We start from the raw sequence: 24,289 nt of genomic DNA on the forward strand, positions 1-24,289 counted from the left end.
TGTAAGTTTTTGATTATAAATAGTCATTTTTAAATAATGCAGTGTACAATGATTGAGCAGTTACACACTCGGTGCTATTGTGCGCATTCATAAAAAGTAACTATTTATAAATTACCATAATTTATTAATTGCAGATTAGGTAAAAATTTTTACTTAACCTACAATTGGTGGTTGGAATGCCTGTAGATCGTTGAAAAAATTTATAAACTTTATTTTTCGTTAAGTATCGATTAACAAAAGCTCGGGTAGTGTGTACAAAACTGGTTGAGCTAGTATTGATTAGCTACAATTTTCTAAGTTGTTAAAATGGGAAGAAAACAATGAAATTAAAATCACTTACAATTGCAATTGCGTTAGCTGCAACTAGCGCGTCTACATTCGCTGCCGATAAAGAAGAAGGTTTCTACATTGGTGCATTTGGTGACTACTATGATGCGTCATGGGAAAACATGCGCGCTCAAGCTGGCCTTGACGTAAACGAGTCAACTGGTTGGGGTGTAGAAGCAGGTTACCGTTTCAGCGATTACTGGAGCGCACGCCTTGAGTATGCAGATATGGACTTTAACGCGTTCGATAAAGCTGCGGGCAATCGTAATAATATCGACGGCGAGCGTTACGGTATTGATGCGCTTTACCACCTTGACGGCGGCCCTTTCTACGGTCTATTCGGTATTAAAGAAATGGACGTAGTAGATGACAACACATTCTTAAACGCAGGTGTTGGTTACCAACACTTTATTACTGATGGCTTTTTCGTAAACGCTGAAACTGCGGTATACCAAGGTCTTGATAAAGGTTACACAGATGTAGGTGCTAAAATTGGTATTAACTACTTATTTGGCCAAAACTCTATGCCTGCACAGCCTGTAGAGCCAGCGCCTACAGCAGTAGTAGAAGTACCTGTAGAACCTAAAGACAGCGACAACGACAACATCCTAGATAAAGATGATAAATGTCCTAACACGCCAATGACAGACGCTGTGGATGGCGATGGCTGTACTTTATACGAAGACCGTGAAGTAACAACAAGCTTATTAGTTACTTTCCCACATGATTCTGCACAAGTTGGTCAACGTTACTTTGACGACATTGCATCAGTATCTGAGTTCTTAAAAGAGCACGAAGATACAACTGTACTACTTGAAGGCCACGCGTCAGCGGTAGGTAACGCAAACTACAACAAGATGCTTTCTAAAAAGCGTGCTGATGATGTAGCACAAGAGCTAATTAAAGATGGCATTGCTGAAGATCGCATTACAACTGTTGGCCTAGGTGAAGAACGTCTTAAAAACACAGCTAACACGAAAGAAGCTCACGCTGAAAACCGTCGTGTAGAAGCACATGTAAAATCTATTGAACGTGTAAAAGTTAAGCGTTAATAGTTACTTACTTTATTTTAAAAACCCAGCTTAGTGCTGGGTTTTTTTATGCCTTTAAAACAGCATATGCAGTATTAGCCTGATTAAACAAGAATGATTATTACTTAATAAACATTCACGAAAATAGAATTTATGCTTACCACTATTCATAATATTTATAGTCGGTATAATCAGTTGCTTAGCTGGATGGATTTTCATCTATACATAAAAGCTTTATAATCCCGCGTTAGAATACTATAAGTATTGGGTTACTTTTTTTGCGCATGATGCGCTACCGAATACTTTCACGTCACCAAGAGGGCAATATTGTGCTACAAGAATATCGTAAACACGTAGAAGAACGTGCCGCGTTAGGTATCGTACCAGCGCCATTAGATGCTCAGCAAACGGCTGATCTTATTGAACTAATTAAAAACCCACCAGCGGGTGAAGAAGAGTTCATCTTAGATTTACTAATCAACCGCGTACCACCAGGCGTTGATGATGCAGCATACATCAAAGCAGGCTTTTTAGCGGCAGTTGCTAAAGGCGAAGCACAATCTCCATTAGTATCTAAAGAAAAAGCAGCAGAATTATTAGGTACAATGTTAGGTGGTTACAACATCGCCCCAATGATTGAGCTACTTGATGACGAAACACTTGCGCCTATCGCTGTAAAAGGCCTATCAAACACATTATTAATGTTTGATGCATTTTACGACGTAGAAGAAAAAGCAAAAGCAGGCAACGAGCACGCTAAAAAGATTATTCAATCTTGGGCAGACGCTGAATGGTTTACTAACAAGCCAGCTGTTGCTGAAAAAATCTCTGTTACTGTATTTAAAGTAACCGGCGAAACAAACACTGATGATTTATCACCTGCACCAGATGCATGGTCACGCCCAGATATCCCGCTTCATGCTTTAGCAATGCTAAAAAATGAGCGCGACGGTATCACTCCTGACAAAGCGGGTGAAGTAGGTCCAATCACTAAACTTGAAGAATTAAAAACACAAGGTTTACCACTTGCATACGTAGGTGACGTTGTAGGTACTGGTTCTTCTCGTAAATCTGCAACTAACTCTGTACTTTGGTTTATGGGTGATGATATCCCATACGTACCTAATAAGCGCGTTGGTGGTGTATGTTTAGGTAACAAAATTGCGCCTATCTTCTTCAACACAATGGAAGATTCAGGTGCGTTACCAATCGAGTTAAATGTTGATGAGTTCAACATGGGTGATCAAATTGATATTTACCCATACGAAGGTGTAGTTAAGCGCCACGGTACTGATGACGTTATCTCTACTTTTGAACTTAAATCAGACGTAATTTTAGATGAAGTACGTGCCGGCGGCCGTATTCCTCTAATCATTGGTCGTGGTTTAACAGACAAAGCACGTACCTCTTTAGGTTTAGGTGCTACTGACGTATTTAAAGTACCAGCAGTAACAGAAGTGTCTGATAAAGGCTTTACGCTAGCGCAAAAAATGGTTGGTAAAGCATGTAACGTAGCAGGTATTCGCCCAGGCCAATACTGTGAGCCAAAAATGACCACTGTAGGTTCGCAAGATACTACAGGTCCTATGACACGTGATGAGCTTAAAGACTTAGCATGTTTAGGTTTCTCTGCAGATTTAACAATGCAGTCATTCTGTCATACCTCTGCTTACCCTAAACCAATTGACGTAAACACTCACCATACGCTTCCTGATTTCATCATGAACCGTGGCGGTGTTTCACTTCGCCCTGGTGATGGTGTAATTCACTCTTGGTTAAACCGTATGTTATTACCAGATACTGTAGGTACTGGTGGTGATTCACATACACGTTTCCCATTAGGTATTTCGTTCCCAGCGGGTTCAGGTGCAGTAGCGTTCGCAGCAGCAACAGGTGTTATGCCACTTGATATGCCTGAGTCTATTTTGGTTCGCTTTAAAGGTGAAATGCAACCAGGTATCACTTTACGTGACCTAGTACACGCAATCCCATACTACGGTATTAAGCAAGGCTTATTAACAGTAGAGAAAAAAGGTAAAATCAACGAATTCTCTGGTCGCGTACTAGAAATTGAAGGTGTTGAGCACTTAACCGTTGAGCAAGCGTTTGAATTATCAGATGCATCAGCAGAGCGTTCAGCAGCAGGTTGTACTGTTAAGCTTTCTAAAGAGTCTATCAGCGAATACCTTGAGTCTAACATTGTTATGCTTAAGTGGATGATCTCTGAAGGTTATGGCGATGTACGTACAATCGAGCGTCGTATTACAGCAATGCAAGAATGGTTAGCAAACCCAGAACTTATGGAAGCTGATGCTGATGCAGAGTACAAGCACGTTGTAGAAATCGACCTAGCAGAAATTAAAGAGCCAATCCTTTGTGCTCCAAATGACCCAGATGACGCGCGTTTACTTTCTGATGTTACTGGCGAGAAAATCGACGAAGTATTCATCGGTTCTTGTATGACTAACATTGGTCACTTCCGTGCTGCGGGTAAATTACTAGATGGCTTTACTGGTCGTATCCCAACTCAACTTTGGGTAGCTCCACCAACGAAGATGGATAAAGACCAACTAACTGACGAAGGGTACTACGGTATCTTTGGTCGTGTTGGTGCACGTATCGAAACGCCAGGGTGTTCACTGTGTATGGGTAACCAAGCACGTGTTGCTGATAAAGCAACGGTTGTTTCTACCTCAACTCGTAACTTCCCTAACCGTTTAGGTACAGGCGCAAATGTATTCTTAGCATCAGCTGAGCTTGCTGCAGTAGCGGCAATTTTAGGTAAATTACCTACACCAGCTGAGTACCAAGAATACGCAGAGAAAATCAATGCAACGGCTGCAGATACATACCGTTACTTGAACTTCCACCGCATGCCTCAGTACACTAAAAAAGCAGACAACGTAATTATTCAGCAAGCTGTATAATTTAAAGCTGTTTTAAAAAAACCCGCTTAGGCGGGTTTTTTATTGGCTAAAATAAAATTGAATATTTCATGCTGTAATAAGTTTTATTTGAATTAAATATAACCATTACCTACTTTTTATATAAATAATAAAGCAAATATTCCTTTCTACATGCATTAAAATCCCTTTCAATATTCTCATTATTTTAAGCGAGATTTTATGACTGCATTAAACAACCAGAATTTACTGCAACTTCGTTTTATTAACCAAGCAAATATTGATTTGGTTAAGCCTTCTTTTGATAACCTACCTGCTAATCCGTATGCAGATGGTGAATTTCGTAAGCGTCGTTACTCGGTAATTAAATTTCAAAATGGTGAGCTAAAACTACAAGCTGCCAAAGCGTTTGTTCAAGACGATTCCATTAATACCTTTCAGGGTAATGTTGAGCGTACTTATGAAAACTTAGAGCAAAGCTTACTTGAGTCAGAAGGGATGAAAAGCATTGTAAGTGGGTTTTGTGAGCTTACCGGCATTGATGAAGGCCGTGATATTGAAATTCACCAATTTAGAATGCTTGCCATTGATAGCGATACGCCGGCAGCACCTGAAGGTGTGCATCAAGATGGGTTTGACCATGTTTGTGTATGTGGTGTTTCTCACGAAAACTTAGAAGGCGGCGAGCTGCTTGTATACGAAAACAAGCAAGCAGAACCGTGTTTTAAAATGGAAATTAAAGACGGAATGTTTGCACTAATAAACGACCGTCAAGTTTGGCACAATGCAACGCCAATGAACAAAGTAGATACAAACAAGCCAGGTTACTTGGATTGTTTTGTACTTACCTCTTAAGGAATGCTCATGAACATAGCGCAACTACGTGAGCAGTTTCCTGCATTAATACAAACCGTTGATGGTAAATCGCCAATATTTTTAGATGGCCCAGGTGGCTCTCAAGTGCCGCAGTCTGTACTAAATGCAATGACTGCTTATTTAGGGCACTACAACTCAAACTTAGGCGGTGCGTTTTTTTCAAGTGATAAAACCGTTGAGTTAATGGCAAATGCGCGCCAAGCAGCGGCCGATTTACTTAATGCGCCAAGTGCACAAAATATAGTGTTTGGCCCTAACATGACCAGCCTTACCTTTAGCTTTAGCCGTGCTATTTCACGCGATTGGCAAGCCGGCGATGAGATTATTGTGACTAACGCTGATCATTTCTCAAATGTATCGTCGTGGCAGCAAGCAGCGCAAGATAAAGGCGCTAAAGTTCAAACAGCTTTAATTAACGAGGCTGATTGCAGCTTAGATATGGCGCAGTTTGAAAGCTTATTAAACAGCAATACTAAACTGGTTGCGGTAACTTACGCTTCAAATACTACGGGTTCTATTAACGATATTAAACGTATTATAGAGCTTGCCCATGCTGTAGGCGCATTAGTGTACGTTGATGCTGTGCATTATGCACCGCACGAGCTTGTTGATGTTCAGGCCCTTGATTGCGACTTTTTGGCCTGTTCTGCATATAAGTTTTTTGGTCCTCACTTAGGCATGGTGTACGGTAAAACACAGCATCTTGAAGGTTTTACGCCTTACAAAGTAGAACCCGCTAAAGATGTAGCACCAGGTCGATGGGAAACAGGCACGCAAAGCTTCGAAGCCTTAGCGGGTTTTATTGCCGCTGTTGATTACATTGCTGCAATTAGCGGGCTTGATGAAGGCCACACGCGCCGTGAAAAGTTAGCTGCGGCTTTTGCTAAAACAAAGCAGCACGAAATGGCGCTTAGTGAATACTTTTTGACGCGTTTAGTTAATTACCCGCGCATTAAGCTATATGGCATTGATGACCTAGAGCGCTTAAACGAGCGTACGCCTACATTTGCTTTAACCTTTGAAGGGCTAGAGCCGCGTGAGGTGTCTGAGTTTTTAGGCAAACAGCTTATTTGTGTATGGGATGGACATTTTTATGCACAAGGTTTGTGTAAGCAATTAGGTGTGCTTGATAAAGGCGGTGTAGTACGTATTGGTTGTATGCACTACAACACCATTGAAGAGCTAGATCAGTTGTTTAATTTATTTGATGAACTGCTCGGTTAAATGATACTAATTTTGGTGCGCTAACTTTTAGGCGCACCATATATTTGCTCTGCGCGATTAAATAGCACCCATGAAGTTAAAATATATTTATCGTTCGATACCGGCTTATTACCTCGATGGGTATGCGTAAAGTAGCCAGGGGCAATGACCATAGTGCCTTTTTTAGGCGCAATTTTACGTTTTTGATAGTAAAACTCTGTTTCGCCACCTTCCTCTACATCGTTTAAATAAAACATAAATAATAATACACGGTGCAGCGCTTCATTGTGTTGTAGCTGTGGATACACTTCACTATGCCAGTAAGGGTAGCCGCCTTTATTTACCTCGTACTTTTGCGCCTGAATGTTCCCAAGTCTAAATATTTGTTGCACCAACACAGAGAGCTGTGGTTTGCCTACTTCGTCAAAGTTATCCTGTGTTAAATCCACCACATCGCCCGTTTTTGGGTGATAAACTTTTAAGCCAAATGCGCCAATTAGCATAAAAAAGTGTGCTTCTACATAGTTAAAAACATGCTGTGCAGTGGTTTGCTGAATATGCTTTAATTGTTGGGCGTATTCTGGGTAACTGTTTAATTGCAGGTCGTGGCTGTCTTTCTTTTTTAAGTCCACACCACCAGAGGTTACACCTTGTTTTACATGCGGGCTGTTAGAGAATGTGGTAATAAAGTTATCGCAAAAATCATCGCTTAACGCGTTATCAATAACGTGGATAAAGTCCGTCATGATTTACCTTTTTATTTAGTTATTATTTGGATTTTTATGTTTATTGAAAAAGTGATGCCGCGCTTTAGCGAAACAGATGCACTCGGACACATCAACAATACCGTACTACCTGTGTGGTTTGAAGCCGCACGCGTCCCTATTTTTAAATTTTTTACCCCCGATCTAAACCCACACGACTGGAAACTGATCATCGCTAAAATAGAAGCATCGTTTGTAGGGGAATTATTTTATGCTCACGAAGTGACGATTAAAACAGCCGTTGAGCATGTAGGAAATAGCTCTTTTACCATTAAGCAAGAGGCGTGGCAGCAAGGTAAATGCTGTGTTGTGGGTAAAACTGTATTAGTGCGTTATAACTTTAAAAACAAAGCTAAACAAAATTTAAGCGAAGCAGAAGTCGCAGCACTCAGCGAACACCTAGTTTAACTAGGTGCATTTACTCCACGCAACGAGGATCGTGATGTAAACCACAAGCGACAGCTGTGAATTTTTATAGCGTTATTTTAACGCATTTTGATTGAGTTACGCTTCTCACTTATATACTATTTATATTATATATTGTTGCACTGCTATGACAGGTACTGTTGAGCTGGTAGTTTATGGAGAATGAATGTGGCATCTACAACTGGCAATAAATCGTTAGAGGTAATAACGCTTAGCGATGGTAAAAGCTTAATTGCAGAAATATTGCCATTTGGCGCTATTATCAAAAGCATAAAGTTTAATAACCAAGAGATGACACTGTGCGTTAACGAACCTGCTTATTATTTAGAAAACCCATTTTATTTAGGGGCAACAGTCGGGCGCTACGCAAATCGTATTGAAAACGGACGTTTTGTATTATCAGGCACAGAGTACCAACTTAAAGCAAATAATGGCCCAAATAGCTTACACGGCGGCGAAAAAGGCTTTAATAAAGTACTGTGGCAAGTCACTAAACAAAGCAATAATGAAGTGGAGCTCTATTACTGCTCGGCAGATGGAGAAGAAGGCTTTCCTGGCCAATTACAAGTTTGGCAAACAATTACTGCACGCAATGGCGAGCTAATCCTCAGTTACAAAGCCATTACCGATAAAGAAACCCTCGTTAACTTTACCAACCACTGCTATTTTAATCTTGAAGGCAGTGAGAGCATTAATAATCACCTGCTGCAAATAAATACCGCAACGTATTTACCTATCGATAGTAACAGTATACCGCTTGCCCATCATGAAGATGGCTCGGGCAGCTGCTTTGATTTTACTCACCCTAAGCCCATTGGCGATGCACTGTGCGCACAGCATGCGCAGCTTGATGCCGGTAGTGGCTTTGATCATTGCTATATTTTTAGTGATGACAATCGTTTAAAAACAATGGCTACATTAACCTCGCCACACACGGGCGTTAATTTAACCCTTAAAAGTACCCAACCGGGTATGCAGCTTTATACGGCAAATTTTGTAGGCTCTCCTTTTAAAGCACGCCAAGCAGTGTGTTTAGAAGCTCAAAACTGGCCCAATGCAGCAAATAGAAGCGATTATCCAAAAGCTAATTTATTGCCTAATGAAGAATATAATCAGCAAATAATTTTTGCGTTTACGCAATAACGTACTAATTCCACTGTTAAATTAAAGAAAACAAAAAGAAAAATACACGTAACAAAAAGATAGCCATAATTAAGGAAAAGGTTGCACTTTTGCTCAATTTAAAGTATTTATATTATAAATAGTATTTGAAGCTATACACACCACACAACGACAAAATGACTACACACAATCAGGAGTTTTTAAAAAATGATAATTAACAATAAGTTATCGTTCAACAAGAAAACCGCACTCAGTATTGCTATTACAGGCATATTGGCAAGCGGCCACGTTGCAGCTCAAGGCGCTGAAGGCGACACACCGACAGTAGTAGATAAAGATGTTGAGGTTATCGCAGTAACGGGTATTCGCAGCAGCTTACGTTCATCAATGTTAGATAAAAAAGCATCTAATGTTGTAACCGATGGGATTAAAGCAGAAGATCTTGGTAAATTTCCTGATTTAAACGTAGCAGAGTCTCTGCAACGTATTACAGGTGTAGCCATTGACCGTAGTGGCGGTGAAGGGCAAGCAGTAACAATTCGTGGTTTTGGCCCACAATTTAACACGGTACTTGTAAATGGTCGTCAAATTGCGACTGATAGTGCAGGGCGTGAATTTAATTTTGATGTATTAGCGGCAGATCAAATCACCGGTGCTGATATTTATAAAAGTAACAGTGCAACGCTTCAAGAAGGCGGCATTGGTGGTACGGTTAACGTAACCACAGCTCGTCCATTCGATTTTGGTGGCTTACATGTGATTGGTTCAGTAAAAGGCATGTACGAAAGCCTTTCTGAAGAAGTATCGCCATCGGCTTCATTTTTAGTAAGTAATACGTTTAACGACGACAAGCTCGGTGTGCTTTTTGCCATCACTAACCAACAACGTAAGCTGCAAAACAACCAAATTTTAACGGCTGGTTGGCGCGGTGGACAAACTATTTCAAATCCACAAGATGGCGTATTGTACGACAATGCATACATCCCACGTAACTGGGACCAAGTTGTAGATGAGCAAGACCGTGAACGTACTAATGCAAGCTTAGTATTACAATATGCACCGTCTGACGATATTACTATTACCGTAGATGGTTTAATTTCAAAATTTGAAGTGGACTCATCAGTACGCGATTTAGCTTCTTGGTTTGAACCAGACCGCGTAGGTAGCGCAACAATCGATCCAGAAACGGGCACCTTGCTTACCTTTACGCAAGAGGTGGGTTTAGGTAACGCCAGTGGCAACCCTGCAACCGACTTTGTATCACACACACGTAACTCGCGTGATGTAACTAACAAAGCATTTGGTATTAACGTTGACTGGCAAGTAAACGAGTCATTAAAAGCAAAATTTGACGTATCTCGCTCAACAGCTGAAAACGACCGTGCTGGTAATGACCGCTTTAACGTAGTGGGTATTATTAACAGCTACAGCTTTGACGGCACCGGTAGCGTTCCTACCGTACAGCATGATGGTTTTGAAAATGGCTCGCTGCCAGATGCAAGCCTTGCGCGTCTTCACTACAACGAAATTGGTAACCAGTTTACTGATGAAGATGAAATTACCGAAATCAAAGCCGATTTTGAATATGTACCAGATAAAGGCCCGGTTGATCGCATTAACTTTGGTGCTTATCGTCAAGAACGTGAAAAATCAAGCTTCCAGATTTTTGGTAGCCAATGTCAATTTTGTGGTTACGGCACTGAAGCACCACTTGATGAAATTGATTTTGAAGCTTACTCAGCAAGTAACTACTTCCCAGGTTTAATCGATACATTTTATAGCTACGACGGCGACAAAATGCTTGATTACCTTGCTGACCAAGGTTTCCCTGTAGAGCCAACACTACAAAATAACCGTTACACAATTAACGAAGATATCACTAGCCTTTACATGGACTTTACCATTGGTTTTGACCTAGCTGATATGCCAGTTACGGTTAACATGGGTGCACGTTACTCAGAAACTGATATTGAAGTAGCGGCTGTACAAAGCTTTATCAGCGATGTTATTCCTACCTCTGATGCCACTTTATTCCAAAACGTATTTGGCCCGGCAACAGACATTCAAGAAGGGACGAGCTACTCAAACTTACTTCCTTCTTTTAACGTTAAGCTTGAACTGCAAGACAACATGATTTTACGCTTTGCAGCGTACGACAGTATTACTCGTCCTACTATGTCACAGTTATCACCTGCGACCACGTTTAACGAGCCTCGTCGTCAAAACTTAACAGCAAGTGGTGGTAACCCAGCACTTAAGCCGTTCCAATCTGAAAACTGGGATATTTCTTACGAGTGGTACTACAACGACGCTAACTTATTTAGCTTTGCCGTATTTAGTAAAGAAGTGGATGACTTTATTGTTACCCTAACCGGCGACGAAACATACGACATGACTGACCGTACAGGCCCTGATTTTGCGTGTACAACCTGTACTGACCAAAGCGATGCCGAACTTAACGGTAGCTCAGAAGTTTACACTGTAAGTCGCCCGCAAAATGGCGAGTCTGCAACGGTAACGGGTTACGAAATCGGTGTAACTCATATGTTTGAAAACGGCTTTGGTTTTATTGCTAATGCCACGGTAGTAGATAGCGATATTAGTGTTGATGGCGATACAAGCCAAACATTTGCGCTTGAAGGGTTAGGTGATTCACAAAACTTAGTGCTGTTTTACGAGCAAGATAACTGGCAGGCACGTGTTGCATTTAACAACCGTGAGGGCTTTTTACGCTTAGTTGATAACGGCTTTAACGGCGAACCAGTGAACGTAGAAACTTACGGTCAATGGGATATTAGTGCAAGCTACGATATCAACGAAAACTTCACTATTTTTGCCGAAGGCATCAACATTACTGAAGAAGAGCTAGTGCAAACGGGCCGTTTTGCTAATCAAATCTACTCTGTAGAAGATAATGGCTCACGTTACGCGTTTGGTATTCGCGGTACGTTTTAATTGATAGCAGAGGCAGCGATTGCCTCTTAGTTTTCATTGCAGTGCATTATAAGTACTGTTACTAATAAAGTTAGTAGCTAATTTGCACAAAATGAGACTAATTTAAACAAATGCCCGAAAGGGCATTTGTTGTCTAACCGGTTATCAATAAAGTACTCAAAGAGTAGTCCGTTATGAATAAAGCAATAAAAACAATCGCCGTAATTGGTGGCGGCACAGCAGGATGGCTGAGCGCTGCAATTATCGCTTCGTATCACCAAGGTAATAAGGGTGATGGCTTAAAAGTGATGTTGGTAGAATCATCTGATATTCCAACAATTGGTGTAGGTGAAGGTACCTGGCCCACTATGAAAAACACGCTTCAGCAAATTGGTTTGCGAGAAGTGGATGTATTTAAAGCCTGTAATGCCACCTTTAAACAAGGCGGTAAATTTGTAAACTGGACGCATGGCAATAACGATTTTTACTACCATCCCTTTACGGTACCGCTAGGCTACGGCCGTATAGATTTAGCCCCCTATTTAGATAATGTTGAAAACTTTGCTCAGCAAACTAATTTTCAGCACGATATTTGCGAAGCAAACCTAGCACCAAGAGGCATCGCGCAAGGCGAGTATCAAGCAAATTGTAATTACGCATACCATTTAGATGCCGGTGCTTTTGCCGAGCTATTAAAACAGCATTGTAAGAGCAAACTAGGCATTGAGCACATTATTGGCACGGTTGATCAGGTAAAGCTTGATGAAAGCGGGGCTATAGACACCCTCACCTTAACCGATCAAACCCGCACCATAAACGCCGATTTATACATAGACTGCACGGGTTTTTCATCGCTGTTATTAGGCCAAGCCCTTAACGTGCCATTTAAAAAAATGGATCACGTATTATTTAACGACAGCGCCCTAGCTATGCAAGTCCCCTACGATGAAGGTGATGAGTCACTGGCCAGTCATACTATTGCCACCGCACAAAATGCTGGGTGGATTTGGGATATAGGCCTAACGCATCGCCGTGGTGTAGGGCATGTATATTCAAGCAAGTTTTTATCAGATGAAGAAGCCGAGCAAAACTTACGCAACTATTTAGGTGATGCCGCTAAAGGCTTAACTGCCCGAAAAATAAGTTTTGAGTCAGGCTATCGCGAAAAGTTTTGGCACAAAAACTGTGTTGCAGTGGGAATGTCGGCAGGTTTTGTAGAGCCCCTTGAAGCAACCGCCATTATGTTGGTTGAAATTTCCTCTCGCTTTGTTGCAGAGCACATGCCAGCCGATACCCAAGTAATGTCCATTGTTGCAAAGCGCTTTAATGAGCAAATGGATTATCGCTGGCAGCGTATTATCGACTTTTTAAAACTACATTACATGCTAACTAAGCGCCCAGAGCCTTATTGGCAAGCGCACGTACAACCGCAAAGCATTCCGCAAAGTTTACAAGAAGATTTACTGCTTTGGGGGACACGTGGGCCTCTTATTCAAGATTTTCATGGCGCATTAGAGCTATTTCCTGCCGCCAGTTACCAGTATGTTTTATACGGTATGGGCTTTAAGCCCGACTTTACTAAGCAAGCGTATTTGTACTCAAACGATGCGCAAGCAAATCAAATAATTGAACGTAACAGCCAGCTTACACAGCAGATGTTGCAAACGTTGCCGCCTCACCGTGCTTATATTGAGCAGTGGCTTGCGGCTAACCCAGTTTAAGGATGTGTAACTATGGCAATTAGTGAACTATCAAATACTCAACACCAAGCAATAAAAATTAACCCTAATGCGGGTGTTGAATACGCAAAAACACAGCATTTAGTTAATCTGCGTGCAAACGAAGTAGCAAAAGCGGCCTGCGATTTACCTATTTTTTTAGCGCGTAACGCACACAATGGCAGCTACACCATTTCGGGTTTAACCAGCTTTAGTGCTCAGCAAAGTTTATTTGTGAGTAACAATCAATGGCAAGCGCTGTACATGCCTGTGTGCATGCAAATCCAGCCCCTTTATCTACTCACTCGTGAGGCAAATAGCAGTGATTACTTTATTGCTATTGATGAGCAAAGCTCAGCCGTTAATACCCAGCAAGGCGAGCCGTTATTTGATGCCAAAGGCAACCCAAGCCTGTATTTAAGTGCGCAGCAAAAGCTACTAGAAAGCGATTTAAAAAATGATTACCAAACGTATCAATTTACCCAAGAAATTGCCCGCTTAGGGCTTATTAAAAACATAGATATTGTTTTGCAGTTTGAACAAGGCGAGGCGCAAACTATTCAAGGTTTGAGCACTGTTGATGAAGATAAACTGCAAACTTTAGACAGCGATACCATTGCCAATTTACACAAACAAGGTTACCTGAGCGTACTTAACAGCATGCTTATTTCGTTGTTTCAGTTAAATGCGTTAGTAAAGCGTCACAACCAGCATCCTGAACTTATGCCATTAAAGCAAATTAAGTTAGAACTAAGTCGAGATGCACACGCACTGTAAGGTGCAATTTATTAATTAGCCTTTACAGGTTAATACGTTCACATAGACAGACATTGCGTTTAACGCGCTGGAGACACACACATGTCAGACAACATTTTGCAGTTGGTGGTTTTTTTCTTTGTAACCGCTTTAATTGGTGGACTTACATATTGGAAGTGCCGAGGCCAAAACCGTAATAGTGGTGATAATCAAACAAAAGAGTATTTTTTAGCGGGCGGTGGCCTTACTTGGATGTTTGTAGCAGGCTCAATTACGCTCACAAATTTAAGTACCGACCAGCTGGTGGGCATGAATGGCAATCAAATGGCCTTGCTCGTGTGGTGGGAATTGGCGGCTATTTTAGGGCTTATTATTTTAGCCAAAGTATTTATTCCTGTGTATTACAAGTACAACTGTACAACCACCACGGAGCTGTTAGAAAAACGCTACAACAACAAGCATATTCGCGCTGTTATTGGTGGCTTATTCTTTTTAGGTAACGCGCTAATTTACATGCCTGCGGTTATTTATTCTGGAGCGCTATTTATGCAAACCATGTTTAAAGTTGATATTCCGCTAATGTACATAGCGACCGCATTTGCTTTAGTAGGCGCTATTTATGCATTTTTTGGTGGCTTACGTGCGGTTGCCGTATCCGATACCTACAATGGTTTATTAGTGTTAGGTATGGCAATACTGGTCGTATTTTTAGCGCTTAACGCGATTGATTACGACTTTAGCGGTATTCCACAAGAGCGCTTAACATTAATTGGTGATGCTGACTCGCCAATCCCTTGGCCTACGCTTTTAACCGGTATGATCTTTATTCAAATGTATTACTGGGGTACTAACCAAACCATTACCCAGCGTGCAATGGCTGCGCCAAATGTTAAAGAAGCGCAAAAAGGGATATTTGCAGCAGCGGGTATTCGCTTTTTAATTGTACCGGCGATTGTGGTACTACCGGGTATTATTTCGTACAAATTGTATGGCGACATTGGCGATGCAGCTTATGGTCGAATTGTAGGTGATGTAATGCCTGCATGGTTAACGGGTGTATTTGCCGCAGCAATGGCGGCAGCAGTACTTTCTACTTATAACAGCTTATTAAACTCGGCTACGGCACTTTACGTGTGTGATATTCACGAAGCTTACTTTAATAAAGAGCCAAGTGTAGTAAAGCTAAGTGGCTACGTTACGTTGTTACTTACTAGTTTAACGCTTGTGCTTGTGCCAATTTATCAGCAAGCTGACAGCATTATTAACTTACTACAACAGTTAAACGGCTTATTAAGTATGCCTATATTCTCAATTTTTGTAGTGGGCTTATTGTTTAAAAATGTGGATGCACGTGCAGGTATTGCCGCGGTAATTTTAGGCGTGGTTATGTATGGCATGCTGACGTTTGAAAATTCGCCGCTACATACTGAACTACACTATATTCACTTAATGCCAATTACACTTATTGTATGTGTAGCCTTTGCGTTAATCGTTAATAAAGTAGTGTTTGGTTTAAATGCACAGTGGGCAGGCAAAACACCTGCTATTGAAGATACGCCACCAGTGCACGCACCAAAATAACCAGCAATAAAAAGTTAAGTCACTTTTTATTAGCCAGTTAACACATTACTAAATCGGCCTAAGGTAACTTAGGCCGATTTTTGTTTATTCAATTAATCGACACTGTAGATAACACCTATGGGCAATAATACTTAATCATTTTGCGTGGCTAAACGTGTGACTACCTGCTGGGGCTTTAAAGGCTACCCCAGGCTAAAAGCCCACTAAATACAATATTGCTCAAGGTGGTATTAAATTTTTTAACCGCTGTTTGAGTTAATTACTGGTATAGCCAGTAATAATATTGGCTAAATTACACCGTAAACACTATCTAAAAGTAATTTGTATGATATATACTATTATTTTAAAATCACTGACTGCAATTTGATGCAGTAAGCGGCGAGTAAGCACACATATAATGTACTCGCGTATTAAACTCATCTTCATTAAAGAGGACAGGAGAATCATGGCTGATATTAAACCATTCTTTCGATTAGACAGCGCAAACAGCACCGTTATTTTCGACTGCCAGAGCAAAACCCCAGCGTTACTTTATTTTGGTAAGCGCTTATCTGAGCAAACAACTGAAACAATGCTAACTCAGCTTGCGACTCGTCAGGAAGTAAAATGTGCCGTGGTTGAAGAAGCACCTATTTCTCTTTCTCCACTATTAGGTGAAGGCTTTACAGGCGCGCCAGGGCTAGAGCTGTCAAACGACACCATAGCTTGGTCAGTTGGCCCTGCTCTTCAAGATGTTCGTCAGCCAACCCCTTCTAGCTTAGAGTTTGTAAGTGTTGATGAGCTGCGTGGTATTGAAGTAGTGCACAGCATCACACTTGATAGCAACACCGATGTGCTAAGTGCGCATACCGTATTAACCAATTTAAGTGATGCACCGCTAAGCGTTAATTTTTGCGCCGCACCTACGTTCCAACTACCCGATAGCATGAACAAACTAGTGAGCTTTGAAGGACGTTGGTCTAACGAATTTCAACGCCAATCGGTTGATTTAGTATTGGGCAGCTTTGTACGCGAAAACCGCAAAGGTAAAACATCGCACGACGTATTCCCTGGCTTATTAGTTCATAGCGAAGGCGCAGGCGAGCAACAAGGCGAGTGTTATGGCTTTCATTTAGGTTGGAGCGGTAACAACAAGCTACGCGCTGAGCTATTACCAGAAGGGCGCCGTTATGTGCAAATGGGTGAGTTATTATTACCGGGCGAGCTAACCCTTGCTAAAGGCCAAACGTATCAAAGCCCAAGTATTTATGGCTCGTTTTCGAGCGATGGCTTTAGTGCACTGTCGCGTAATTTTCATCGTTTTGTTAAAGCTAACTTACTTAGCCAGGCGCAGCGCGAAAAAACACGCCCAGTACATTACAACACGTGGGAAGGCATTTACTTCGATCACGATGTAGACACGCTAAAGCAGCTAGCCGATAAAGTAGCGCCATTAGGTATTGAGCGTTTTGTACTGGACGACGGTTGGTTTAAAGGTCGCCGTGGTGATTATGCAGGCCTAGGTGATTGGACCGTAGATTACGAAATATACCCAGACGGCCTATCGCCAGTGATTGACCATGTAAACAGCTTAGGCATGGAGTTTGGTATTTGGTTTGAACCTGAAATGGTAAACCCAGATAGTGACTTATACCGCGCTCATCCTGATTGGGTATTAGGCTCAGAAAATAACGAGCAACTTAGCTTTAGAAACCAGCTAGTGCTTGATTTAACGCGCACTGAGGTTGTTGAATACCTATACAAAGCGATTGATGACATTTTAGTTGAATACCCAACAATTAAGTACATTAAATGGGATATGAACCGCGATATAAACCACGCGGGTAACTTCTCAGGCAAGCCTGCGGTGCATCAGCAAACACTGGCACTGTATCGCTTAATCGACCGTATTAAAGCGGCGCATCCTGGCCTTGAAATAGAAAGCTGTTCGTCAGGTGGTGCCCGTGTAGATTATGGTGTGCTTGCACACACAGACCGTGTATGGACGTCAGATTCTAACGATGCACTTGACCGTCTTGAAATTCAACGCGGCTGTTCGTTCTTCTTCCCATCGTCGGTTATGGGTGCACACGTAGGCCCTCGTGATTGTCATATCACAGGTCGTAATGTCAGTATTGAAATGCGTGCTGCGGTATCTATGTTTGGTCACATGGGTATTGAAATGGACCCACGTGAGCTGACAGATCACGAATACAATGCGCTTAAAGCGGCTATTACGCTGCACAAAGAGCACCGTGAATTTATTCATGCTGCCGATTTGTACCGCCTCGATAGCGACGATTTATCAATTAACTTTGGTTTAATCGACGAGCAAAAATCAAAAGCGTTATTTGCGTATAACAGTGTACGCGAAACACCGCGTACTGCGCCTAATAAGCTTCGTTTTGTTGGATTAGATGCAGATACGCAGTACACACTTAATTTAGTGTGGCCTGTTAAATTTGAAGAATACCGACCTTCGTCTATTGCCGCTGTTAACGGGCAAACTTTTACGGGTGAAGCGTTGATGGAATTTGGCCTGCAAATGCCAATTTCATTCCCGCAAACATCACTTATTTTTGAGCTTAACAAAGCTTAAAATATAGCAAGCAGTAAAAAGGGAGCTAATTAGCTCCCTTTTTTAATAATGTTTTTTAGGCTATTAGTCGAGTTTAGACTCAATCAACTCAAGCGCTTCTTCTAAAATGGTTTCTACTGCTTTTTTAGCGCGCTCTGGATTGCGCGATTTAATCGTATCTAAAATATCAGCATGCTTTGCAACGTCGGCCCCGGGCACACCTTTAATGTGGTTGGTGTAACGAATACTTACGCGCAGCGCGGTGCTAATAAATTCAGTGAGCTGTACAAAAAAGCGGTTATTACTAGCTACTAAAATACTGGTATGAAAGGCAATATCGGCTTCAAGCGGATCGTCTAAGCCTTGGTCTGCATCGGCCATGCGGGCAAGTGCGTTGTCTATTTCAGCAAGTTGTTCGGCGCTGGCATTTTCAGCTGCTAGGGCAGCGGCTTGTGGCTCAAGTGCGACACGTACTTGCGTAAACTCTTTTAATAAAGAAAGCGACGGTTTACTGCTTAAAATCCAGCGCAGTACATCTGTGTCAAACATATTCCAGCTGCTTTCTGGCAGTACGCGGATCCCTTGCTTAGGGCGAGAAGATATTAAGCCCTTAGCAGAGAGCATTTTGACAGCTTCGCGTGTTGCACTGCGGCTCACATCGTATTTTACGCATAGGTCAGCTTCTGAGGGCAGACCTTCGTTAACTGGGTAAACGCCACGCACAATTGCAAAGCCTAAATCATGGGTTAATTGTTGTGTTAAATTTTGACGAGGTTGGCTTTTCATTGAGCGTTATCCGAATGAGTTATTGCTTTATTATATATCATATATCATATTAATGTACGAAAGGATATGTTATAAACTTTGTTAAAGGCAAGTATTTTAACACAGCTGTAACAGTAATCCTCTTTAGCAAATAATTATAAATATTGAGAGGGGCAGTCTGTATTATGGAGAAACGCATTTGAATAATCACGCTCACTACCCCAGTATTTCTGGCAAAGTTGTTTTTATTACCGGGGGCGCTTCAGGCATTGGCCGTGCAATGGTAAAGGCGTTTGCCGCTCAAGCTGCCAAAATTGCCTTTATAGATATTAATAACGAGGCTGCTCAATCTCTTATAGCCTCACTGCCTAATGCTAAATTGTGGTTTAGACAGGTTGATGTAACTGACTCAAATGCTTTACAGCAATCTTTGGTAGATGCATGTGCTGAACTAGGCGCTATTAATGTACTGGTAAACAATGTAGCCAATGACCGCCGCCAAGCCAGTGAAGACGTTACAGTACAAGATTGGGATCAATGCCTACAAATTAACTTAAATCCGGCATTTTTTGCCTCGCAAGTCGCTATGTCTTTTATGAAGGGCGAAGGCGCGGGGAGCATTATTAATTTTAGCTCTATCAATGCCATCATGGGGCAGCCACAAATGGCGGGTTACGTAACGGCAAAGGCCGGTTTAATCGGCATGACTAAAGCACTGGCACGCGATTATGGTGAATTTGGGATTCGGGTGAATGCTATTTTACCGGGTTGGGTTGCCACCGACCGCCAATTAGCCAGTTGGTTTACCGAGCAAGAGCAAGTGAAGTGGATGGAAGCCATGGCTCTTAAAAAGTTAGTAACCCCTGAAGATGTAGCTAATTTGGCACTTTTTTTAGCTGCCGACGAAAGCAGTATGATCACCGGCCAAGGTATTAAAATTGACGGTGGGAGGCTCTAAGTTGCAGCACTTAAACCTTTTTATAGCCGTAGATTGGGGCACGAGTCATTTGCGCGCCTATTTATGCAGCGTAAATACCACAGGGCAATTAACTTTAATTGCTCAGCGCGACGGCCCAGGTGTGATTAGAGATAAACAAAACTTTGAACATACTTTAATTGGTGTCGTTGCACCATGGACCAGCGAATACGGCGTTTTACCTATTTATATGGCAGGGCAAATCACCTCAAGTATTGGCTGGAAAGAAACCCCTTATTTAGCGTGCCCCATAAACCCCGAAAGCCTGCTTAGTGGCGCAATTAATTTTGATTGTGCAGGTAACAAAGTCAGTGCTTTGCCTGGTACAAAATGCACATTACAAAACAATTTATTTGATGTAATGCGCGGCGAAGAGCTGCAAATTTTAGGTTTTTTAAAGCAAAATCCGGCCTATCAGCACGGCAACGTACTCATTTGTTTACCCGGTACCCATACTAAATGGGTGCTGTTAAAAGATGGCCAAATCATCTGTTTTAAAACCGCAATGACCGGCGAATTATACGACTTGCTATGTCATCAAAGTGTACTTATTCCTAACGACTGTGAAGCGGGGGAGTTTGATTGGCATGCATTTGAGCAAGGCTGTGAACTCACGTTAGGCAGTGACAGCGGTAATTTGGCGCACGGTATTTTTAGTGTCCGTACGCGCCAGCTTTCAAAAGAGTTAACACCAGTGCAAGCCAAGGCATACTTGTCGGGCGTACTTATTGGTAGTGATGTACGCGCTGCACGCCATGCCAGTGAGTGGCAATTGGTGAATAATTCTAAAGTGGTCGTTATTGGCACAGAGCAACTAAATGCCTGCTTTACTCATGCGTTAAATTGCATTGGTGTGCAATGTTTAGAGTTTGACGTGAAAGAGGCTACGTTAAGTGGTTTTAACTACTTATTTAATAGTAATAAAACCAAATAATATAAAAAAGCCCCCAATATTGATTGTGCAATTATTGGGGGCTAGTTCTTAAATTAAGTAAGGATTAAAGCTGCTGTTAAGCTGTTTTAGCCGCTTGGCTTTGCGTAATATAATGATTAAGCGTTGCCACTTGTGCTTCATTAAAGCGCAGCCCTAGTTTACTTCTGCGCCATAAAATATTGTAAGCGTTACCCGCCCATTCTTCATTTAGTAAGTAATCGACTTCTGCTGCAAATAAGCCATGACCAAAATCTTGGCCTAAATCACTGAGCTGGTTTGCACTGCCTAAAATTAGTTTTGCACGAGTCCCGTAGGTACGTACAAAGCGTTTAAGAGTGATTTCTGGTAACCAACTATAAGTCGCTTTAAGCTCATTGGTCAGCGCTTCTACCGAGCTAAAATCGCCACCAGGTAAGGCGCTGTGTTTGGTCCACGCCTCACTCATTTGCGGGTAAAATTCTTCAAGCTTATTCACTGCAGCTTCGGCAAGTTTACGGTAGGTGGTAATTTTGCCACCAAACACACTTAACAGTGGTGTGTGTTTGCCTTCACTTGATAGCTCTAACTTGTAATCACGCGTTACTTTTTGTGCATTCACTGATTCGTCATCAAGCAGTGGGCGCACACCCGAAAAGGTATGTACTATGTCTTCGCGTTTAATGTGGTTTTTAAAGTAGCTGTTAGTAATATCGATTAAGTAATCGATTTCTTCATCACTAATTTTTACATCTTGCGCCGCGCCTTTGTGTTCAACATCGGTGGTGCCTACTAGCGAGTAGTCATCTTCAAACGGTATAACAAACACAATGCGCTGATCTTTATTTTGTAAAATGTAGGCCTGTTTTTCATCGTGAATACGCGGCACCACAATATGGCTGCCTTTAACAAGGCGAATATTTTGTGGCGATTTTTCTATCAGTGCTTCGTCAAATAATTTTGCAACCCACGGGCCTGCTGCATTAACAATACCTTTGGCTTTAATAGTTTGTTGTGCCTTAGTGTGTTGTTGCTCAAGCGTTACCTGCCATTGGTTATCGATGCGTTTTGCACTTACGCACTTGGTTTGCGTAGCAATGGTTGCGCCTTTGTTTTGGGCGGCCAAGGCGTTTAAAATTACCAAACGTGAATCATCAACCCAGCCATCTGAGTATTCAAACCCTTTGGTAATTGAAGGTTCTAATACGCTGTTTTCACCAAACTTAATGCCACGCGAGCCAGCAAGTGTTTCGCGCTTAGCTAGGTTGTCGTACATAAATAAGCCAATACGGATCATCCATGCTGGGCGTAGGTGGGATTGGTGCGGTAGCCTAAAGGTAAGCGGCCACATAATATGCGGGGCATTTTTAAGCAGCACTTCGCGCTCAGCCAAGGCTTCTTTTACTAATCTAAATTCGTAATGTTCAAGGTAGCGTAAACCGCCGTGGATCAGCTTAGAACTATTTGAAGACGTTGCACTGGCAAGGTCTGATTGTTCACACAATAGAACTTTTAATCCTCTGCCTGCTGCATCAGCTGCTATTCCAGTGCCGTTTACACCGCCACCGACGACGAGTAGGTCGTATTCGTTATCTGCTAATTCCACCGAGCTAACCTTTTTATTTGTAATATAAATAAGACATATAGCATCATAAAGCTGCGGCTCTTATTTGACAATAGATAACCGCGCTTCTTGCTTGTTAATTTTTAATCCTGATCTTTTTAAAACATACAGCGTACAACGCGCCATTTAAGCGCAGTTGCCGGTGTTTTGTAAGCCGCTAATTTTAATTAGCGGCTAGGCGTATTACGCTTGTTTGCTATCATCACTAGAGAGACAAACTTGCGCTACACAGTGCTGCCACTTTGCGTATAAATCGTTACGTTCGTCAGCGCTCATTGTTGGCTCAAAGCGACGGTCGCAGGTCCACATTTTTGCTAATTGCTCAGTTGACTCATACACACCGGTTTGTAAGCCTGCTAAGTATGCTACGCCTAAAGAGGTGGTTTCGGTCACTGTTGGGCGCTCTACCGTTGCGCCTAAAATGTTTGATAAAAAGGTCAGTACCCAGTTATTTTTAACCATACCGCCATCTACCCGCAACACGCTTGGGCGTAAGCCATCACGTTCCATTGCTTTTTGTAAGTCTTTAGTTTGATACCCAACCGATTGCAGCGCAGCAGCAACAATGGTGCTAATGCCCGAGTCGCGGGTTAAACCTAAAATAGCGCCACGTGCATTTGGGTCCCAGTAGGGCGCGCCTAAACCTGTAAACGAAGGCACTAAAAATACCCCATGATCAAGCGGTACATCTTTTACTAACGATTCGCTCTCTCCGGCATGGCTTAATAGTTTTAAGCCTTCAACAATCCACTGCATCGTGGCGCCTGCCATAAAAATGCTGCCTTCAATGGCATATGTTGGTTTGCCATTTAGCCTGTAAGCCACCGTGGTTAGTAAGCGGTTTTCAGAGGTAAGCGCTTTTTCGCCGGTATTTAGCATTAAAAAACAGCCCGTACCGTAAGTACTTTTTGCCATACCTTGCTCAAAACATGCGTGGCCAACAAGGGCAGCTTGCTGATCGCCGGCAATACCACATACGCGTATTGGTGCGCCAAAAATATCATCGCTGGTTGAGCCAAATTCGTCGGCTGAGTCCATCACTTGGGGCAGCATAGATTCAGGAATTTCGAATAAATCGAGTAGTTCTTGATCCCATTGCTGAGTATGAATATTAAATAACATAGTGCGTGATGCATTGGTGGCGTCGGTGCGGTGCTCTTTACCACCGGTTAACTGCCATAGTAAGTAAGTATCAACGGTACCAAACGCCAGTTCACCTGCAAGGGCTTGTTCGCGTGCGCCTTCAACGTTGTCTAAAATCCAGCGTACTTTAGTGGCCGAAAAATACGGGTCTAGCAGTAAGCCGGTTTTATCGCTTATGGTTTGGCAAAGCTCGTCAGTACTTAGGCTTTCGCAGTAATCGCTGGTGCGGCGGTCTTGCCACACAATGGCGTTATAAATAGGTTTACCGGTTTTTTTGTTCCACACTAAAGTGGTTTCACGTTGGTTGGTGATACCAATGGCAATAATTTCTTCAGGCTTAACGTTTTTATCTGCTAATACTTCGCGGCTGGTACTTAGCACGGTTTGCCAAATATCGTTAGGGTCGTGTTCTACCCAACCATTTTGTGGAAAATGCTGCGAAAATTCTTGTTGTGCTGAGCCAAAAACGTCTGCATCTTTTGTAAACAAGATGGCCCGAGAGCTTGTGGTTCCTTGATCAATTGAGAGTATGTATTTTGACATGATATTTGTGTTATTTATCTTATCTTATATATGACTAGATTGCCTTTAACTTACATTAATGGCAATGATTTTTTCTTAAAATAGCCGTTTAAAAAATAAGCACGCTGTTTTTGTTTGCTAACTCTTTTAA

Annotated in this window: 17 protein-coding genes; 13 read left to right on the top strand and 4 right to left on the bottom strand. The window is 42.1% G+C overall.

Going from position 1 to position 24,289, the window contains the following annotated elements; all coding sequences use genetic code 11:
• Nucleotides 1-320 precede the first annotated feature (320 nt).
• The 4 genes from NQT65_RS15980 to NQT65_RS15995 all read left to right on the top strand — a co-directional run bounded on the left by NQT65_RS15980 (nucleotide 321) and on the right by NQT65_RS15995 (nucleotide 6,361).
• Nucleotides 321-1,379 carry an OmpA family protein gene (locus tag NQT65_RS15980; RefSeq protein ID WP_004588161.1) on the top strand — a complete coding sequence of 353 codons (1,059 nt, stop codon included), beginning with the start codon at nucleotides 321-323 and terminating at the stop codon, nucleotides 1,377-1,379.
• A gap of 308 nt (nucleotides 1,380-1,687) precedes the next feature.
• A complete protein-coding gene (gene acnB / locus NQT65_RS15985; RefSeq protein ID WP_126005547.1) occupies nucleotides 1,688-4,285 on the top strand; it encodes a bifunctional aconitate hydratase 2/2-methylisocitrate dehydratase in 2,598 nt (865 codons plus the stop codon).
• A gap of 198 nt (nucleotides 4,286-4,483) precedes the next feature.
• Nucleotides 4,484-5,116 (top strand): 2OG-Fe dioxygenase family protein, encoded by a 633-nt coding sequence (locus NQT65_RS15990; RefSeq protein WP_256851535.1) that lies wholly within the window; start codon nucleotides 4,484-4,486, stop codon nucleotides 5,114-5,116.
• Nucleotides 5,117-5,125: 9 nt separating this feature from the next.
• Nucleotides 5,126-6,361 (top strand): cysteine desulfurase-like protein, encoded by a 1,236-nt coding sequence (locus NQT65_RS15995; protein ID WP_256851536.1) that lies wholly within the window; start codon nucleotides 5,126-5,128, stop codon nucleotides 6,359-6,361.
• A gap of 20 nt (nucleotides 6,362-6,381) precedes the next feature.
• Here NQT65_RS15995 and NQT65_RS16000 read toward each other — a convergent pair whose 3' ends face one another.
• Nucleotides 6,382-7,086 (bottom strand): 2OG-Fe(II) oxygenase, encoded by a 705-nt coding sequence (locus NQT65_RS16000; protein WP_029774123.1) that lies wholly within the window; start codon nucleotides 7,084-7,086, stop codon nucleotides 6,382-6,384.
• 36 nt (nucleotides 7,087-7,122) lie between these two features.
• Here NQT65_RS16000 and NQT65_RS16005 point away from each other — a divergent pair, with 36 nt between their 5' ends.
• From NQT65_RS16005 to NQT65_RS16035, 7 genes are all read left to right on the top strand, one after another.
• Nucleotides 7,123-7,512, top strand: a complete 390-nt coding sequence (locus tag NQT65_RS16005; protein WP_024032015.1) for an acyl-CoA thioesterase — start codon at nucleotides 7,123-7,125, stop codon at nucleotides 7,510-7,512.
• Nucleotides 7,513-7,692: 180 nt separating this feature from the next.
• The gene (locus NQT65_RS16010) at nucleotides 7,693-8,673 is read left to right on the top strand and encodes an aldose epimerase family protein (RefSeq protein ID WP_256851537.1); all 981 of its coding nucleotides are present in this window, start codon (nucleotides 7,693-7,695) and stop codon (nucleotides 8,671-8,673) included.
• Nucleotides 8,674-8,859: 186 nt separating this feature from the next.
• Nucleotides 8,860-11,607 carry a TonB-dependent receptor gene (locus NQT65_RS16015; RefSeq protein ID WP_096738939.1) on the top strand — a complete coding sequence of 916 codons (2,748 nt, stop codon included), beginning with the start codon at nucleotides 8,860-8,862 and terminating at the stop codon, nucleotides 11,605-11,607.
• Nucleotides 11,608-11,780: 173 nt separating this feature from the next.
• On the top strand, nucleotides 11,781-13,307 hold the full coding sequence (locus NQT65_RS16020) for a tryptophan halogenase family protein (protein ID WP_256851538.1): 1,527 nt from the start codon (nucleotides 11,781-11,783) through the stop codon (nucleotides 13,305-13,307).
• Nucleotides 13,308-13,319: 12 nt separating this feature from the next.
• On the top strand, nucleotides 13,320-14,081 hold the full coding sequence (locus NQT65_RS16025) for a SapC family protein (RefSeq protein ID WP_256851539.1): 762 nt from the start codon (nucleotides 13,320-13,322) through the stop codon (nucleotides 14,079-14,081).
• 81 nt (nucleotides 14,082-14,162) lie between these two features.
• The gene (locus tag NQT65_RS16030; protein WP_024032020.1) at nucleotides 14,163-15,641 is read left to right on the top strand and encodes an SLC5 family protein; all 1,479 of its coding nucleotides are present in this window, start codon (nucleotides 14,163-14,165) and stop codon (nucleotides 15,639-15,641) included.
• Between the two features lie 445 nt (nucleotides 15,642-16,086).
• Nucleotides 16,087-18,219 (top strand): alpha-galactosidase, encoded by a 2,133-nt coding sequence (locus tag NQT65_RS16035; protein WP_256846320.1) that lies wholly within the window; start codon nucleotides 16,087-16,089, stop codon nucleotides 18,217-18,219.
• A 63-nt stretch (nucleotides 18,220-18,282) separates the two neighbouring features.
• On the opposite strand, the gene NQT65_RS16040 is transcribed toward NQT65_RS16035, so the two are convergent.
• A complete protein-coding gene (locus tag NQT65_RS16040) occupies nucleotides 18,283-18,984 on the bottom strand; it encodes a FadR/GntR family transcriptional regulator (protein ID WP_004588172.1) in 702 nt (233 codons plus the stop codon).
• A 178-nt stretch (nucleotides 18,985-19,162) separates the two neighbouring features.
• Here NQT65_RS16040 and NQT65_RS16045 point away from each other — a divergent pair, with 178 nt between their 5' ends.
• Nucleotides 19,163-19,921, top strand: coding sequence for an SDR family NAD(P)-dependent oxidoreductase (locus tag NQT65_RS16045; RefSeq protein ID WP_054983386.1), 759 nt, complete (start codon nucleotides 19,163-19,165; stop codon nucleotides 19,919-19,921).
• Between the two features lies 1 nt (nucleotide 19,922).
• A complete protein-coding gene (locus tag NQT65_RS16050) occupies nucleotides 19,923-20,873 on the top strand; it encodes a 2-dehydro-3-deoxygalactonokinase (RefSeq protein ID WP_126005559.1) in 951 nt (316 codons plus the stop codon).
• Nucleotides 20,874-20,949: 76 nt separating this feature from the next.
• On the opposite strand, the gene glpD is transcribed toward NQT65_RS16050, so the two are convergent.
• Together glpD and glpK are read right to left on the bottom strand one after the other, a co-directional pair.
• Nucleotides 20,950-22,455 carry a glycerol-3-phosphate dehydrogenase gene (gene glpD, locus NQT65_RS16055; RefSeq protein ID WP_256851540.1) on the bottom strand — a complete coding sequence of 502 codons (1,506 nt, stop codon included), beginning with the start codon at nucleotides 22,453-22,455 and terminating at the stop codon, nucleotides 20,950-20,952.
• A 201-nt stretch (nucleotides 22,456-22,656) separates the two neighbouring features.
• Entirely contained in the window at nucleotides 22,657-24,159 is a 1,503-nt protein-coding gene (glpK, locus tag NQT65_RS16060) for a glycerol kinase GlpK (RefSeq protein WP_039972273.1), read from the bottom strand.
• Nucleotides 24,160-24,289 lie beyond the last annotated feature (130 nt).

Origin of the sequence: Pseudoalteromonas agarivorans (assembly GCF_024518735.1) — a bacterium.
Classification (GTDB): Bacteria; Pseudomonadota; Gammaproteobacteria; order Enterobacterales; family Alteromonadaceae; genus Pseudoalteromonas; species Pseudoalteromonas atlantica.